Consider the following 17,584-nt stretch of genomic DNA (forward strand, 5'->3'; position numbering starts at 1 on the left):
AACCGGAAGGAAGTGATTAGATGGCTATCCCATCTATTTCAGTATATAAAATGCCAATTGAATCAGAACTACCAAAAAATAAAGTGAATTGGACACCAGATCCGAAACGTGCAGTACTTTTAATTCATGACATGCAAGAATATTTTCTTGATGCATATAGCGATAAAGAATCACCAAAAGTAGAACTTATTTCAAATATTAAAATGATAAGAGAAAAATGTAAGGAACTTGGTATACCAGTTGTTTATACAGCACAACCTGGTGGGCAAACGTTAGAACAACGAGGTTTATTACAAGACTTTTGGGGTGACGGTATTCCTGCTGGACCGGATAAAAAGAAAATTGTTGATGAACTTACTCCTGATGAAGATGATATATTCCTAACAAAATGGAGATATAGTGCATTTAAAAAGACAAATCTATTAGAAATTTTAAATGAACAAGGAAGAGATCAACTTATTATTTGCGGTATTTATGCGCATATTGGCTGTCTTTTAACAGCTTGTGAAGCATTTATGGATGGTATAGAGCCCTTCTTTGTAGCAGATGCAGTTGCTGATTTTTCACTAGAGCATCATAAACAAGCATTGGAGTATGCATCTAATAGATGTGCAGTAACGACATCAACAAACCTACTGTTAAACGATTTGCAAAGTGTAAAAGGTGATGAGAGTGAAGGAATCACTATACAGGAAGTGCATGAACTAGTTGCACAACTACTTCGTGAGCCAATAGAAAGTATTGATTTTGATGAGGACTTATTAAATAGAGGACTTGATTCGGTCAGAATTATGAGTTTAGTAGAGAAGTGGCGTCGTGAAGGGAAAGAAATCACTTTTGCAGATTTAGCAGAACATCCAACTGTTGCAGGTTGGTACAGTTTACTATCTTCACAAACAGCACAGGTGCTGTAACAAATAGACTACATAATAAAGGGGTAGTAAAGAATGCCTAACAGTCAAAAGATTCGTCATTCGTTATCATCTGCGCAGTCTGGTATGTGGTTTGCGCAACAATTAGATCCGCTTAACCCAATTTATAATACTGGGGAATATGTAGAAATAAACGGAAATATTCATCAAGAAATTTTCGAATTAGCTGTACGTAAAGTTGTAATAGAAGCAGAAGCACTTCATGTTCGCTTCGAAGAGGATGAAATTGGCCCATGGCAAGTTATTGAAGAATCACAGTTTTATATGCATTTTATTGACGTTCGTAAAGAAGAAAACCCTGAAGAAGCTGCTAAAGTATGGATGAAAAATGATTTATCTATGCCCGTCGATTTGAAAAAAGATATTTTATTTACGGAAGCACTTATTCAAGTTGAAAATAATCGTTTCTTTTGGTATCAGCGCATCCATCACATTGTGATGGATGGCTATGGATTTTCACTTCTTAGCCAAAAGGTAGCGAATGAGTATACATCACTTATAGAAGAAACAAACAAGAATGAAAAGCCATTTGGTTCTCTTACAAAAGTTGTACAAGAAGATATTGAGTATCGTGAGTCTAAACAATTTCAGGAAGATCGTACTTTTTGGTTAGAAAAGTTTGCTGATGAACCAGAAGTTGTAAGCTTGGCAGAACGAGCACCGAGAACATCAAATGGATTTTCACGAGAAACAGCTTATTTATCTAGTTCTAGCACGAAAACTTTACTAGAAGATATCAATATTTCGTTAACAAGTTGGCCGGAATTCATTGTCGCTGTAACAAGTATTTATATGCATAAATTAACAGGTGAAAATGATATTGTTTTAGGTTTACCGATGATGGGGCGTCTAGGTTCTGTATCTATTCATACACCAAGTATGGTAATGAATTTAGTACCACTGCGTCTCACTGTAACTCCAAATATAACTCTTGCGGAATTATTGCAGCAAGTTTCTAAAGAAATCCGAGATGTACGTCGTCATCATAAATACCGTCACGAGGAATTAAGAAGAGACTTAAAGTTACTAGGTGAAAATCAAAGGTTGTTTGGACCGTTAGTGAATGTTATGCCTTTTGATTACGGGCTTAATTTTGCTGGAAATCGTGGTATTACGCATAACTTATCAGCAGGACCTGTAGATGATTTATCGATAAATGTATATAAACGTTTTGATCAAAATGAGCTAATGATTCATTTTGATGCGAATCCCGAAGTATATAATGGCGCGGAGCTAGCATTGCATAAAGAAAGATTTATGAATCTATTTGAATTAGTAATAAAGAATTATGAGAAAAACGAGTCGATTGGAAAAATAAATATTACTCTGCCTGAAGAAAATCATAAGGTTTTATTGGAATGGAATGAAACGAAGGAAGATGATGAGTTAATCAGTCTACCTATATCATTTGAAAAACAAGTGCAAAAAAATCCAAATAAACTAGCGATTACTTGTGACGGTATAAACCTTACGTATAAAGAGCTAAATGAACGAGCGAATGAACTAGCACATTATTTAGTAGAAGAAGGAATACGACCAAATCAGTTTGTAGCTTTAGTATTCCCTAGATCAATAGAAATGGTAGTTAGTATGCTAGCAGTCTTAAAGGCTGGTGCAGCATATTTACCAATAGATCCAGAATACCCAGCAGAAAGAGTTAATTATATAGTAGATGATGCAAAACCAGTTTGTATCATAACACATTCATCTGTTTCATCTAAGTTAGTTATAGAAAATGGTATGAAAAAAATTGTATTAGATGGCGAAGAAACGAAACTAGCGTTACATACATATTCTCGTATGAATATAGCATGTAAGAATGATGTATTACTTTTAAACCCAGCCTATACAATATATACTTCAGGCTCAACAGGAAACCCAAAAGGTGTAATTGTTCCTATGAGAGGTTTAAGTAACTTTTTAATGGCTATGCAACAAAAGTTTTCGTTAAATGAAAATGATCATTTATTAGCAGTTACAACTTTTGCGTTTGATATTTCTGCTCTAGAAATTTATTTACCTCTTATTAGTGGTGCAAGTTTAACAATTGCGCAAAAAGAAGACATACAAGAGCCTTCTGCATTAACGACACTTTTACAAGAAGAAAGAGTGACCGTTATGCAGGCTACACCGACGCTTTGGCAGGCGTTAGTAACTGATTATCCAGAGAAGCTACAAGGGCTAAACATACTTGTTGGTGGTGAAGCTCTTCCAGCGCATTTAGCAAATAAATTAAAAGAATTAGGTTGCTCAATAACTAATTTATATGGACCAACTGAAACGACGATTTGGTCTACTTTCATGAACATTGATGAAAGTGAAAAGGGTATACCTCCTATTGGAAAGCCAATTTCCAATACAGAAGTGTATGTATTGGATGCAGGGTTACAACCAGTTCCACCTGGAGTTATTGGTGAATTATATATTGCAGGGGAAGGACTTGCAAGCGGATATTTAGGAAAACCTGAGTTAACAGCTGAACGGTTTGTTGCAAATCCTTATGGAGAATCAGGGAAGCGCATGTACCGTACAGGAGATCTTGTGAAATGGCGTAGTGATGGTGCGTTAGAGTACATTAGTCGCGCAGATCATCAAATTAAAATTCGTGGATTCCGAATTGAATTAGCTGAAATTGAAACGGTATTACAACGACATGAAAATATTCAACAAGCGGTAGTAATGGTACGAGAAGATCGTCCAAATGATAAACGCATCATTGCATATATCATTGCAGAAGAAAAGGAACCGATTAATCTTTCAGAAATTCGTTCTTATGTTTCAGAAAGTTTAGCGAATTATATGATACCATCGGCATTTGTTGTGCTAGAAGAATTACCATTAACGCCAAATGGTAAGGTTGACAGAAAGAAATTACCTGCGCCTAATTTTAATGGAATGAACAATGAGAGGGTTGCTAGAAATCCGAAAGAAGAAATATTATGTGATTTATTTGCAGAAGTACTTGGTGTTTCTCGAATTAGTATTGATGATAATTTCTTTGAAATGGGTGGACATTCCCTTCTTGCATCTCGTTTAATGGCAAGAATTCGTGAAACGTTAAGTGTGGAATTAGGTATCGGGAAACTATTTGAATCACCAACTGTTGCCGAACTGGCGAAACAATTAAACCATGCAAAAAGTGCAAGACCAGCTATTCAGAAAGCAAGTAGGCCAAATGAAGTTCCACTTTCATTTGCACAGCGCAGGTTATGGTTCTTAAATTGTTTAGAAGGTCCAAGTCCTACTTATAATATTCCGCTAGTCATTCGTATGAATGGAATATTGAATGAGGAAGCATTACAAGGTGCTTTTTATGATGTAGTTGAGAAACATGAAACACTTAGAACAATTTTCCCTAACGTATTAGGTAGTTCCTATCAGAAAATTTTAGATATGGAAAACTTAAATCTAGAAATGATTATAACAAAAACATGTAAAGATGAATTAGAAAGTGTACTTTCAGAGGCGGTAAGATATAGTTTTAACCTCGATATTGAGCCGGCAGTTCGTTTGCAACTTTTTACAGTGAGTGAAAACGAACATGTATTATTAATTTTATTACATCATATTGTAGGTGATGGCTGGTCATTACAGCCGTTAACGAGAGATTTTACAGCGGCGTATAAAGCACGATGTCAAGGTGACAGAGTTCAGCTGGAGACACTTCCAGTTCAATACGCAGATTATGCACTTTGGCAACAACAATTGCTAGGTGATGAAACGACACCAGAGAGTCTTATTTCAACACAATTAGTTTTTTGGAAAGAAGAACTTAAAGGTTTACCAGATCAAATGGAGTTACCTACAGATTTCCAGCGTCCAATTGAGACGAGTTACCGCGGGGAAACAATTCATTTTCATATAGATGAAGGTATGCATAGTAGGTTAGTAGAGCTTGCACGTAAAAATGGAGTTAGTTTGTTTATGGTGTTACAAGCAGGGCTTAGTGCACTATTTACAAGATTAGGTGCAGGCACTGATATACCAATTGGAAGTCCCATTGCTGGAAGAAATGATGATGTACTTTCAGATATTGTTGGTTTATTTGTAAATACATTAGTGTTACGTACAAATACTTCAGGAGATCCAAGTTTTAAAGAATTATTAAATAGAGTGAAGCAGGTAAATCTTGCAGCTTATGAAAATCAAGATGTTCCATTTGAAAGGCTTGTTGAAGTGTTAAATCCAGTACGTACTCGAAACAGCCACCCGTTGTTTCAGGTTATGTTAGCTTTTCAAAATACACCAGAAGCAACGTTTCATGTACCAGGTTTAGAAGCGAGCCTTGAAATTCAAAGCGTCGGTTCTGCAAAATTTGATTTAACATTTGAAATTAGTGAGAGTAACGGGGATGATGGTACTCCGAACGGTTTACATGGATTACTAGAGTTTAGTACCGATTTATATAAACGTGAAACGGTTCAAAAACTAATAGAACGATTCATTTTGTTATTAGATGATGCGGCGACAAATCCGGATCAATCCATTGGCAGATTAGAAATATTAACTTTAGCAGAGAAAAATACAGTATTAGAAAAGTGGAATGGTGGTTTTCAAATTGCACCAGAAATGACATTGCCACAATTATTTGAAAAACAGTCTCATATAAATCCAAATTCTATTGCTGTTGTCTTTGAAGATAAGAAATTAACTTATGAAGAGTTAAATAGAAAAGCAAATAAAATAGCTCGATTCCTAATAGCAAAAGGGATTGGTCCTGATCAACTCGTTGCTTTAGCGATGCCAAGATCATTAAACATGGTGGTAAGCTTATTAGCTGTTCTTAAAGCGGGTGCTGGATACCTTCCGTTAGATCCAGATTACCCAGCAGATCGTATTTCATTTATGCTACACGATGCGAAACCATCATGTGTTTTAACGAATTCAGAAGTGGAAATTGAATGTGACGAGGCACTAAAAGTTTTAGTTGATGATGTGAAAGTAATAGCAGAAGTTGAGAAATATAGTGAAGACAATATTGATGAAGTGGAACGAATTAAGCCATTATCTCCATCACATATTGCTTACGTTATTTATACATCAGGCTCAACGGGTAGACCGAAAGGCGTTATGATACCTCATCAAAATGTAGTAAGACTTTTAGGGGCAACTGATCATTGGTTCCAGTTTGACGGAAACGATGTTTGGACGATGTTCCATTCATACGCTTTTGATTTCTCGGTTTGGGAAATTTGGGGACCTTTATTATACGGAGGGCGTTTAGTTGTAGTGCCACATACTGTAAGTCGCTCGCCGAAAGAATTTTTACAGCTTCTTGTTAAAGAAAAGGTTACGGTTTTAAATCAAACTCCATCAGCGTTCTATCAATTGATGCAAGCAGATCGTGAAAATGAAGAGATTGGCCAAAAATTATCTTTACGATATGTTGTTTTTGGAGGAGAAGCACTTGAGCTAAGTCGCTTAGAAGATTGGTATAGTCGACATCCTCATAATGCACCAAAGCTTATTAATATGTACGGTATTACGGAGACGACAGTGCATGTTAGTTATATTGAATTAGATGAAACTATCGTCTCTTTACGAGCAAATAGTTTAATTGGGTGCAGTATACCTGACCTTAAAGTGTATGTGTTAGACAACTATTTACAACCAGTGCCACCTGGAGTAGTTGGAGAAATGTATGTTGCAGGTGCAGGGCTTGCGCGTGGATATTTAGGAAGAGCAGGATTAACGGCTGAACGCTTTATCGCAGATCCATTTGGCAAGCCAGGTACAAGAATGTATCGTACAGGAGACTTAGCTCGCTGGCGTAAAGATGGGACGCTAGATTATATAGGACGTGCAGATCATCAAATAAAAATTCGTGGATTCCGAATTGAATTAGGAGAAATAGAAGCAGTCATAATGAAGCACCCTAAAGTTGAGCAAGTAGCCGTTATTATACGGGAAGATCAACCAGGGGATAAACGGTTAGTTTCTTATATCGTCGCATCAAATGATGAAGAGATTGATACGAATGAAATGCGTCAGTTTGCTAGTGGTAGTTTACCAGATTATATGGTTCCATACGCTTTTGTAGTAGTAAATGAGTTACCTTTAACTCCAAACGGTAAATTAGATAGAAAGGCATTGCCAGCTCCAGAATTTATCGCATCATCTTCTAGTCGTGGTCCAAGAACACCGCAAGAAGAAATGTTATGTGACTTGTTTACAGAAGTGCTAAGTGTACCTCAAATTGGAATTGATGACGGATTTTTTGATCTTGGTGGGCATTCACTCCTTGCAGTACAGCTTATGAGCCGCATTAAAGAGGCGCTTGGAGTGGAACTAAACATTGGCACTTTATTTGCAGCACCGACTGTTGCAGGGTTAGCTGAAAGACTTGAGATGGGGAATGGTCAAAGTGCACTTGATGTGTTGCTTCCATTACGAGCAAGCGGGGATCAATTACCACTATTTTGTGTACATCCAGCAGGTGGATTAAGTTGGTGCTATGCAGGACTTATGAAATCTTTAGGAACAGATTATCCAATCTATGGTGTACAAGCACGTGGTATTGCTAAAAATGAAGAACTTCCAAAAACTTTAGAGGAGATGGCGGCGGATTACTTGAAACACGTTCGTGAAGTACAGCCTCATGGACCATATCGTTTACTAGGCTGGTCGCTTGGAGGAAATGTTGTGCATGCAATGGCGGCGCAACTACAAAATGGAGGGGAAGAAGTAGAATTACTCGTTATGCTTGATTCTTATCCTGGACACTTCTTACCGAATACGGAAGCGCCTACTGAAGAGGAAGCGTTAATAGCATTACTTGCTTTAGGCGGATATGACCCAGATAACATGGATGGTAAACCACTTACAATGGAAAGTGCAGTTGAAATCCTTCGTAAAGATGGAAGTGCATTAGCAAGTCTTGAAGAAGAGACTATATTGAATTTGAAAGAAACATATGTAAATTCAGTAGGGTTGTTAGGGAAGTATGTACCGAAAGTTTATAACGGAGATATCTTATTCTTTAGATCTACTGTTATACCAGATTGGTTTGATCCTATTTCTCCAAATACGTGGCTAAATTATTTAGACGGGCAAATTGTGCAGCACGATATTGATTGTAGACATAAAGATCTATGTCAGCCAGGTCCACTCACGGAAATTGGACAAGTATTAGCGAAATATTTGCAGAATAAGAAAGGGGTAAGTAGAGTATGACGAATCCATTTGAAAATGATAATTACACATATAAAGTATTAATAAATGAGGAGGGCCAGTATTCTCTCTGGCCTGCTTTTCTCGATGTACCTATTGGCTGGAATGTCGTATATGAAGAAGCTAGTAGGCAGAGCTGCTTGGAATATGTTGAATATAACTGGAAAGATTTGAATCCGAAAAGTAATCAAGTTCGCGAAAAAACATTAGCAGGAAAACGATAATGAAAGCAAAACTAAATCCAAAAGTAGTTGTAAGTATCGTGTATATAACTGCGATGTTTATGGCTGCGATGGACGCAACGATTGTAAATGTAGCACTGCAAACGATAAGTAGAGAACTACAAGTACCTGCATCTGCAATGGGGACGGTTAATGTTGGGTATTTAGTTAGTTTAGCTGTTTTCCTTCCGATTTCTGGTTGGTTAGGAGATCGTTTTGGGACGAAAAGAGTATTTTTAATTGCTCTTTTCGTATTTACAATCGCTTCTGCTTTATGCGGAATGGCTAACGATATTACTTCATTGAATATTTTTCGTATCATTCAAGGTGCTGGTGGAGGGCTTTTAACACCGGTCGGAATGGCGATGTTATTTCGAACATTTTCACCAAAGGAAAGACCGAAGATTTCCCGGTTCATTGTACTTCCAATTGCTGTAGCGCCAGCAGTTGGGCCTATCATCGGTGGTTTCTTTGTAGATCAAATGTCTTGGCGTTGGGCATTTTATATTAATGTACCGTTTGGAATCGTTGCATTGCTATTTGGACTTCTATTTTTAGCAGAGCATGTTGAAAAATCAGCTGGTCGCTTTGATTCTCTTGGCTTTATTTTATCAGCACCAGGATTTGCGATGCTCATATATGCACTCAGCCAGGGACCATCAAAAGGGTGGATTTCTCCAGAAATTATGAGTACCGGGGTAGCTGGGCTTGTATTCATTGCGTTGTTTATAATCGTAGAACTGAAAGTAAAGCAACCGATGTTAGATTTACGCTTATTAAAAGAACCAGTATTTAGAAAGATGAGCATTATATCATTATTTTCATCAGCTGGTTTATTAGGAATGTTATTTGTTTTTCCACTTATGTATCAAAATGTGATAGGAGTTTCCGCGCTAGAATCAGGACTTACGACATTTCCAGAGGCGATTGGATTAATGATTTCTTCACAAATTGTGCCATGGTCATATAAGAAATTAGGAGCTCGAAAGGTAATTTCTATTGGATTAATATGTACGGCGGTTATATTTGTTTTATTGAGTTTTGTAAATCACGATACGAATCCGTGGCAAATCCGGGCATTATTGTTTGGCATTGGTATTTTCTTAGGTCAATCTGTCGGTGCGGTTCAATTTTCTGCCTTTAACAATATCACGCCGCCTTCTATGGGGAGAGCGACTACTATATTCAATGTGCAAAATCGATTAGGTTCAGCAATAGGAGTAGCTGTTTTAGCTAGTATACTAGCTGGTTTTGGAAGTAATAACGTTCAATCCGATTTTTTACCATATCAAGCAGCATTAATTGGATCAGCAATATTTTTGCTTATAGCACTACTATTTTCTTTACGTATTTCCGATAAAGAGGTAATGTCAAAGAAGAAAGAAAAAACATTATCAGTATCAGAAAAAGAGAAAGTACTTGTCAATGAATAACAATATACGTATGCTTTTTTATGAAAATTGATATTCGTTGAATAAAGGAGAGTTTACATGATAGAAAGTAAAGTTGTAGATTCTATTCCAACTTTGAATGAGAATGATTGTCAAATATGGTGGGCAAGAATTTCAGATTTACAATCATGGCATTACAATTTACTAAATAATATAGAGCGAGAGAAAGCAAATTCGTATCATCATTCGGCAGATCGAGCTCGTTTTATAATAGGTTGCGTAATTAGTAGATTAGTTCTCGGCAAGATACTTTCTATGTCACCAGTCCAAGTACCAATTGATCGAATGTGTTCCGTATGTAAATTGCAGCATGGAAGACCACAATTACCAGAAGGTATGCCGCAATTATCTGTTTCGCATTCAGGTGAGTGGGTTGTCGTTGCATTTACAAAATCTGCACCTGTTGGCATAGATGTAGAACAAATGAATCCAAATGTAGATGTTATGAAAATGGCAGAAGGTGTATTAACAGACATTGAAATAGCACAAGTTATGAAACTGCCAAATGAACAGAAAATAGAAGGTTTTTTAACATATTGGACTCGAAAAGAAGCGGTGTTGAAAGCGACAGGTGAAGGACTAATGATTCCACCAGTACATATTACAGTATCAGCTCCAAATAATCCTCCAAGATTGTTAGTTTTTAAGGATAAGCAAGAGTTGGCAAATAATACAATGATGGAAGATGTAAGGCCTAGTTTAGATTATATGGCTTCTGTTGCAATATTCAGTAAGGAAGTGACTGAAATTACGCAATTAGACGCGGTAGCACTTTTAAATCTTAAATAAAAAATTATAGAAGAGGTGTTCCTCATGTTAGTGGCGGAAAATAGAAAGAATGAATTCACTTATAATATACAAGCAATTAAAAATATTTTATTTTCTGGAGATACATCATCCATTCACGCTTTAGAAAAGCTTTTAAATGATACAGTTCAGTTTGATGTTCTTGAACAAGAGGCACTTGGTAGACAGTACATTCCGAAAGAAGCAAAGAATTTCTTTGATAAAGATGGAACATTTCTTTACCGTGTATCTAATGTTAGTTATAAAGGTAAGGTTTTATCTGAAAATCTAATTTTTGCAGACACTTCGTTTTTACCGGACGCAATAAAGAGTGAATTAGAGAGTGGAAATATTCCTGTTGAAAAGCTTATAGAAAAGATGGAAGTAAGAAGAAACGTATTATATGAAGGATATCAGCCATCTGGAAATATTATCGAATTGTTTGATGGATGTTCTGTTACAGCGAATGTGTATCCAACTAGAAAGTATCAAATTGTAAGTAACTGCAAATGTGTATTTTATATTTGTGAAGTGTACCATGCAGAGAATATAAAGCAATTGCTTAAATAAAAACAAGAAACCAGCCTATAAAATGGCTGGTTTCTTGTTTATTTAACAGCTTCTTTTAATTCTTTACCTGCTTTAAATGCAGGAACTTTACCAGCTGCGATTTGAATTTCTTCGCCAGTTTGCGGATTACGTCCTGTACGAGCAGATCTTTCGCGCACTTCAAAAGTTCCAAATCCGATTAATTGAACTTTATCGCCAGATTGTAATGCATTAGCAATTGTGTCAAATACGGATTGTACAGCTGCAGAAGCGTCCTTTTGAGAAATATCAGCTGATTGTGCTACGTTTTTAATTAATTCTGTTTTGTTCATGTTTTCACCTCATAAAAAAATTTTTGGAATGAATGTTTTAGTATAATAGATAGTAAAGATAAAGCTATCACTATGATTAGAAAGAATACTATATAATTATGTTAATTTCGTTGCAAGAGACTGAATCCCTTCTATTATTTAGGGATTAATTAAGAATCGATGCATATAAAAAGCTTAAGTATGAGGATGAGGGGGAGTATAGGAATGATTTTTCGTGAAAAAAATGAGAAGGAAAGTATATTAATTCGTCAACATGATCATGGTTTTTTAGCTGGAGAGATTGCAAAGCATATAAAAGAGGACTTTTTTGAAGGTAAAACATATTTAAAAGAAACAGTTGATGCAATATATGAGCATGACAGAGGATGGATAGAGCTTGATAAAGTACCAATTTTGAATGATGCTAAAAATATTCCATATACATTTATGGATTGTCCAAGCCCATTACGTTTTGTTTTTTATACGATTGGTTTGAATGAAATTGAAAATTCTAATCCATACGGGGCATTGCTTTGCAGTAAACATTTTTTATCATTTCCACTAAACGAGGAAGATGAAGAGATGATGTCATTTTATAAACATGAATTAGAACGACAAAAAAGAATTTTGAAAACGTTAACAAAGGAACAGTTTGCGATGTTTGATAAATATTATAGATTATTAAAGTTTTGTGATGAACTTTCTTTATACGTATGTATGAATAAGCCTGGTGTAAAAAAGAAAGATGAAATTGATTTATTTAAAGATGGTTTTGAAGGAACAGAAATGTTTAATAGTAAGGAGGAGAAACTTATTCAAGCTGAATGGGTGGACGAGGAAACAATTCGGATTACACCATTTCCATTTCAAACGGAATTTCATACGTATGTAAAATATAAAACGATAAATAAACATGAAATGAAAGGAAAAGGGATTGCAAAGGCTGATAGAGAATCGGAAATGAAGAAACAAACCATTCGTTTCATACAATAAGGAGGTAATATAAATTGAAAGATTATATATTAAAACAGTGTGATTACCATGCTTGGGCTAATACTAGATTATTCAATCGATTAAAAGAGTTACCAAACTATGAGACAATTTTTAATGAGCAGATACAGAGTGTATTCCCATCCATTAAGGATACTTTTGTGCATATTTATATTACAGATCAAGTGTGGTTACACATATTGCATGGTAAAAGTATGAATGAAGCAATACAAGACCGAGAAGATTTACGAAAACAAATTGAAACTAAATCGTTACATGAATTAGAAAAAATGTTTGAAAACATGGCAAATCAATATAAAGACTTTTTAATTACAATACAAGACGTGAATGCTGTATTTGTTATTGAGAACCCATATGCAGGGGCATTAGAAACTTCAATTTTAGAGTTAGTACAACATGTCGTAAATCATGGTACATATCATAGAGGAAATATAACAGCGATGATTCGTCAACTTGGTCATTCGTCGACAATGATGGATTTTGTACTGTATTTACATATGGTTAAAAAGCAGGGAGAGTAATATAGTTTGTAAGAAGGAGAGGCTTTAATTATAGAAGTCTCTCCTTCTATTTTATTCCGCATTCATGGTAGATCGACTGATTAAAGTTTTCTTAAGAAGCTTTATTTTCTTGTAATTGCTTAGCGTATTGTACAGCCTTAAATGCATTGACTCTACCATTTTTCCAGTACGTACCTGTACCACTAATTTTATCAGAAGTTGACTCAATAATTTGGCGAATTTGTGTATTGCTATATCCTTGATTTGCTAAAAGAGCAGCGACTCCTGCAACATGAGGTGTTGCCATAGAAGTACCACTTAATGATTGATACGAGCTTCCTTTATAAGTGGAGTATATATTTGAACCTGGTGCTGCAACATCTACCCAGCTACCATAAGTAGAAAATGAAGATTTCTTATCTGCTTGATCTGTAGAAGCAACTGCAATTACTTCGCTGTAATAAGCAGGGTAATTAGCTTTTGTATTTCCAGCATTTCCAGCAGCTGCAACTATAACAGAGCCTTTATTCCATGCATATTGAACGGCTTGTTGTAATGCAGTACCACCATTTGGAGCTCCTAAACTTAAACTAATTACTTTTGCCCCCGAATCAGCAGCTTCTCGAATACCTTGCGCTACAGCATCAAGTGTACCACTTCCTTGATTATCTAATACGCGGACAGCATAAATTGAAGTTTGTGGGGCAACACCAGCAATTCCGACACTGTTATTCGTAAGGGCTCCAGTAATTCCAGCGCAATGTGTACCATGACCATTACCATCATCAGATGTATTGTCGTTATCAACATAATCATGCCCGTAAATTACTTTCGAAGCCAAATCAGGGTGTGAGCCTTGAACTCCTGTATCAATAATAGCTACTTTTACACCAGGATCACTTCGTTGGCTATCCCAAGCTTGTGGAGCTTGAATCTTTTGCAATCCATATTGATTTTTAAAATATGGGTCGTTCGGAGTCCAAAAGGCGTGAACGTAATAATTCGGTTCTGCATATTCTACATCTGGATTATTTTTATAACTCTTTATTTTTTCTTTTACAGTACCTTTCGAAAATTGAACGACTTCAAAACCTAACTTATCATCTTTAGATAAGACATTAGCTCCGACAGATTTATGAAAAGATTGCACGTTACTTAAAGATGCATTTTGCTTGAACTTAACGATTAATTGGTTAGGAACGTAATCAGTAGATGATGTTTCAGCGCTTGAAGTATTCGTGTTAAAGAAGAAACCACCAATAATAAATGATAAAACAGATAGGAAAACAATGATTTTGTTTTTCAAAAGATTTTTCCTCCCTTTTCTTGGATAAGTTTTTCAGCGACGCTTTAATGTCGCATTCCTTTTCAACTATATAGTTAGACCATACGATTTATGTCATTTATGTGAAAAACTTTTAGTGGAATAAAAAAGGGAAAGATTGATATAAATATATTTTTAATGATATTTACTGAGTAAGAAAACAAAAAAAGGAATGCTCATTATGTATGAGTCATTCCTTTATTATTGATTAACTTGCCTGTTTTTTATGACTTTCTTTTAATTTCTCTGCTTGTAAAAAGCGATTCGTTTCAGCGACAACAATACTACTTAATCCAATTAGACCAATTAAGTTTGGAATTGCCATAAGTCCATTTGCAATATCCGCAAATGTCCATACGATGCCTAATTTTAAATTCGCACCAATAGCAATCATGATGATAAAGATTGCTTTATAATATTTAACAGCACTTTCTCCGAATAAATAAGCTACACATTTTTCTCCATAATACGACCAGCCTAAAATAGTAGAGTAGGCAAATAAAATAATTGCGATACCGAGAATCATACTACCAGCAGTACCGAATACAGATTGGAATGCAAGTGTTGTAGCTTCAACGCCAGTTTTACCTGATTTCCATGCACCTGTTGTAATTAATACAAGTCCTGTAATTGTACATACAATAAACGTATCTAGAAAAGTACCGGTCATAGAAACTAATGCTTGCTTTGCAGGTGAATCTGTTTTTGCAGCCGCCGCGGCAATAGGGGCACTCCCTAAACCAGCCTCGTTCGCAAATACACCGCGCGCCATTCCGATTTGAATAGCTGATGCAACTGTTGCTCCGATAAAACCACCAGCAGCTGCAGTACCAGTAAATGCACCAGAAAAAATAAGTGAAAATGCTTCTGGAATTTGATCGTAGTGATAGAAAATAATAATAAGGCCAGCAATGATATAAAAGAAAGCTTTAATAGGAACGATATATCCTGTCACTTTCCCGATTTTTTTAACTCCGCCTAAAATAACAATAGCGATTAAAAACGACATCAATATACCAGTTAGAGCAGGGGGGAAAGAGAAATTAATTCGCATTGCCTCTGCAACTGAGTTAGATTGCACCATATTACCGATACCGAAAGAAGCAGTTGTACCGAATATGGCGAATAAAACAGCAAGCCATTTCTTTCCTAAACCACGTTCTAAATAGTACATTGGTCCACCCGAATATTCGCCATTTTCATTACTAACACGGTATTTCACCGCAAGAATTGCTTCGGCATACTTTGTTGCCATCCCGAACAAAGCAGTAATCCACATCCAAAAGATTGCACCGGGACCACCGATTGTCACAGCTGTTGCAACACCAGCGATATTTCCCATACCAATCGTTGCCGCCATAGCTGTCATAAGCGCTTGGAAGTGGCTAATATCTCCAGAAGAAGATGTATCTTCTGATTTTTTAAAAGCTAGTTTGTGAGCGTATAATAGTTTACTAAACTGTAAACCTTTTAAACGCACTGTGAGAATGATACCAGTACCAACGAGTAACAACAACGTTGGTAGTCCCCACACATAGTGATTGATTTGTTCTAACACTTTACTTACTGTCTCCATCTGTATTCTCCTTTTTTAGAAAAAAATAAAAACCACTTCAAGTAAATGAAATGGTCTCTGGAGAAACAAGGGATAGAAAAATAAACCGATACAAATCGGCATTTTCTTTCGCTTGTCTCTGTCCTTTTACCTGAGAGATTATCCGCTATAGTAGCGGATTTGCTCCTTCGGTGCTCGTTTTCCTCTGCGCTCTATAAAAGCGAGAGGGAGTCTCTCCAGAGATTCGTCCCCATGCAGTTCTACTTGTAACCAAGACCTGAGAGTTTCAAAGTTGGTATAACAACTTTTTGCCCCGTCGGTAGATCAATAGACCTTCTCCTGAATGGTTCATCCGAATTATAAAATTTACAAACACATTGATTGTAAATCAATAAAAATATTATAGACAGACAAATTGTAAATTGCAATCATTTTTTATTTTAAAATAGTAAATAGTTTTATTTTTTTGTAAGTCCTAATTTATCTTCAACTTCATTTAAAGTAGATAAAGCGATGACAATATGTTGATCCGCAAGTCCTAAAGCTTGTTTTGTTTTTTCAATAGTTTCATTGGTTGGAGTAGAGTTATTTGCTCCGTCTATAATCAAATTTGCTGCATTTTTCATGAAATTTGATGCGGATTTAAACTGAGTTGTGAATTGAAGTAGTTGTTTTTGTATATCTATATCTGTTATGTTTTCTTCAATTTTAAGTGTGTCTATTTCGTTCATAATTGTTTCATACTGCTTGGAAACGGCATTCATTGTAACTAATAGTTTATTTCGATCTACTGAATCTCCATTCGTGTTAATCTCTTCCCAGGCAGGCAACCAATCTTTTTCAATGATTTCATTATAATTAGTAGTCAATTCATTAATTTTAGGTTGTAATTTCGTTTTGAAAGTTTTTGTATCCGCTGTTTCTACAGGTGCTTTTTCGTTGTTATTTTTAACATTAGTAACGTAGAAAATTGTACCGAAAATGATGAAAATAGAAATAATAACTGTCCATTTAGTAAAAAGTAATTTCTGCAATATGTAACGCCTCCAAAATTTAAAAACTTATAATTATAATATATAACAATAATGTTGTTTGGAGTAGAGAAAATAGGTTGGAAATGATTTAAATTATGTCTTTTCTATACATAAATAATTAAAGTTAGTAAAATGATGAAAGTTATATGTGAGAAAAGAGGGTTTTTAGTGAAAATGAATAGAAGAAAACTAGTTTCAAGTATTTCAATGGCTATGTTATTAGTTGGTGTAATTGCATTCATATTTATGAATAAAGAATCTAAAATTAAAGGTTTTCCAGTACCAATGTCAGCAATTCATATTAACGATGATAAGGAAGAGGATTATCAATATATAAGTGTAATGCCAATTACAAAGGCGAGTGGATGGGAGAACTTAGGGGAAAACGGGCATACTGTTAGTTTTAAAAAGGGGGAGCGGAAGGTAACTGTATTACATTATCCAGGAGAAATTACGTATTATTTGTTTGAAAAATAATTGATGATAAAAGAGATAGGGAGTAGATGATAATGTAAGATTGTTTACTTTCTATCTTTTTTGGATTTTAATTCTGAATTGTTTGAATTAAAATTATTATGCGTATAGTATAAAATAATATGTTTTATACTATAAAATAATATGTTTTATACTATAAAATAATATGTTTTATTGAATGATATAGATAATCGGTAATACATAATAATGTTATGTAAACTAGAATCGGGGTAAGAAAGCAAAGCAAGAGATTTTAATTTTTATAT

At 35.4% G+C, this 17,584-nt stretch carries 13 protein-coding genes and 1 riboswitch; of the genes, 9 read left to right on the forward strand and 4 right to left on the reverse strand.

Features of this window, described 5'->3' with window-relative positions:
• The first annotated feature begins 20 nt into the window (after positions 1-20).
• The 6 genes from MR167_RS16335 to MR167_RS16360 are packed head-to-tail and all read left to right on the forward strand — an operon-like array spanning position 21 to position 11,130.
• Positions 21-914 (forward strand): isochorismatase family protein, encoded by an 894-nt coding sequence (locus MR167_RS16335; protein ID WP_001007261.1) that lies wholly within the window; start codon positions 21-23, stop codon positions 912-914.
• 33 nt (positions 915-947) lie between these two features.
• Positions 948-8,105 (forward strand): amino acid adenylation domain-containing protein, encoded by a 7,158-nt coding sequence (locus tag MR167_RS16340; protein WP_242315007.1) that lies wholly within the window; start codon positions 948-950, stop codon positions 8,103-8,105.
• A complete protein-coding gene (locus tag MR167_RS16345; protein ID WP_000184057.1) occupies positions 8,102-8,326 on the forward strand; it encodes an MbtH family protein in 225 nt (74 codons plus the stop codon). The genes MR167_RS16340 and MR167_RS16345 overlap by 4 nt, the downstream gene beginning before the upstream one ends.
• Entirely contained in the window at positions 8,326-9,756 is a 1,431-nt protein-coding gene (locus MR167_RS16350) for an MDR family MFS transporter (RefSeq protein ID WP_000644938.1), read from the forward strand. The genes MR167_RS16345 and MR167_RS16350 overlap by 1 nt, the downstream gene beginning before the upstream one ends.
• 57 nt (positions 9,757-9,813) lie before the next feature.
• Complete coding sequence (gene sfp / locus MR167_RS16355; RefSeq protein WP_000573014.1) at positions 9,814-10,563, forward strand: 4'-phosphopantetheinyl transferase Sfp; 750 nt, start codon at positions 9,814-9,816, stop codon at positions 10,561-10,563.
• A gap of 24 nt (positions 10,564-10,587) precedes the next feature.
• Positions 10,588-11,130 (forward strand): hypothetical protein, encoded by a 543-nt coding sequence (locus tag MR167_RS16360; protein WP_000959120.1) that lies wholly within the window; start codon positions 10,588-10,590, stop codon positions 11,128-11,130.
• Between the two features lie 38 nt (positions 11,131-11,168).
• Here MR167_RS16360 and MR167_RS16365 read toward each other — a convergent pair whose 3' ends face one another.
• Positions 11,169-11,441, reverse strand: a complete 273-nt coding sequence (locus MR167_RS16365; RefSeq protein WP_001043905.1) for an HU family DNA-binding protein — start codon at positions 11,439-11,441, stop codon at positions 11,169-11,171.
• A gap of 204 nt (positions 11,442-11,645) precedes the next feature.
• Between MR167_RS16365 and MR167_RS16370 the strand changes: the two genes are divergently transcribed.
• Together MR167_RS16370 and MR167_RS16375 are read left to right on the forward strand one after the other, a co-directional pair.
• Positions 11,646-12,413: a DUF3891 family protein gene (locus tag MR167_RS16370; protein ID WP_000577287.1), complete on the forward strand. Its 768-nt coding sequence runs from the start codon at positions 11,646-11,648 to the stop codon at positions 12,411-12,413.
• Between the two features lie 14 nt (positions 12,414-12,427).
• Positions 12,428-12,952 (forward strand): DinB family protein, encoded by a 525-nt coding sequence (locus MR167_RS16375; protein ID WP_000656265.1) that lies wholly within the window; start codon positions 12,428-12,430, stop codon positions 12,950-12,952.
• Between the two features lie 91 nt (positions 12,953-13,043).
• Here MR167_RS16375 and MR167_RS16380 read toward each other — a convergent pair whose 3' ends face one another.
• The 3 genes from MR167_RS16380 to MR167_RS16390 form a co-directional block, all read right to left on the reverse strand.
• Entirely contained in the window at positions 13,044-14,237 is a 1,194-nt protein-coding gene (locus tag MR167_RS16380; RefSeq protein ID WP_000790929.1) for a S8 family peptidase, read from the reverse strand.
• A gap of 226 nt (positions 14,238-14,463) precedes the next feature.
• Entirely contained in the window at positions 14,464-15,831 is a 1,368-nt protein-coding gene (locus MR167_RS16385) for an alanine/glycine:cation symporter family protein (RefSeq protein WP_000451017.1), read from the reverse strand.
• Positions 15,832-15,939: 108 nt separating this feature from the next.
• A riboswitch (glycine riboswitch) is annotated at positions 15,940-16,060 on the reverse strand.
• Between the two features lie 208 nt (positions 16,061-16,268).
• Complete coding sequence (locus tag MR167_RS16390) at positions 16,269-16,844, reverse strand: hypothetical protein (protein WP_001170866.1); 576 nt, start codon at positions 16,842-16,844, stop codon at positions 16,269-16,271.
• A 132-nt stretch (positions 16,845-16,976) separates the two neighbouring features.
• Between MR167_RS16390 and MR167_RS16395 the strand changes: the two genes are divergently transcribed.
• Complete coding sequence (locus MR167_RS16395; RefSeq protein WP_003278183.1) at positions 16,977-17,321, forward strand: hypothetical protein; 345 nt, start codon at positions 16,977-16,979, stop codon at positions 17,319-17,321.
• Positions 17,322-17,584: the final 263 nt, after the last annotated feature.

Source organism: Bacillus cereus group sp. BfR-BA-01355, from assembly GCF_022663675.1.
Taxonomy (GTDB): Bacteria; Bacillota; Bacilli; order Bacillales; family Bacillaceae_G; genus Bacillus_A; species Bacillus_A thuringiensis_S.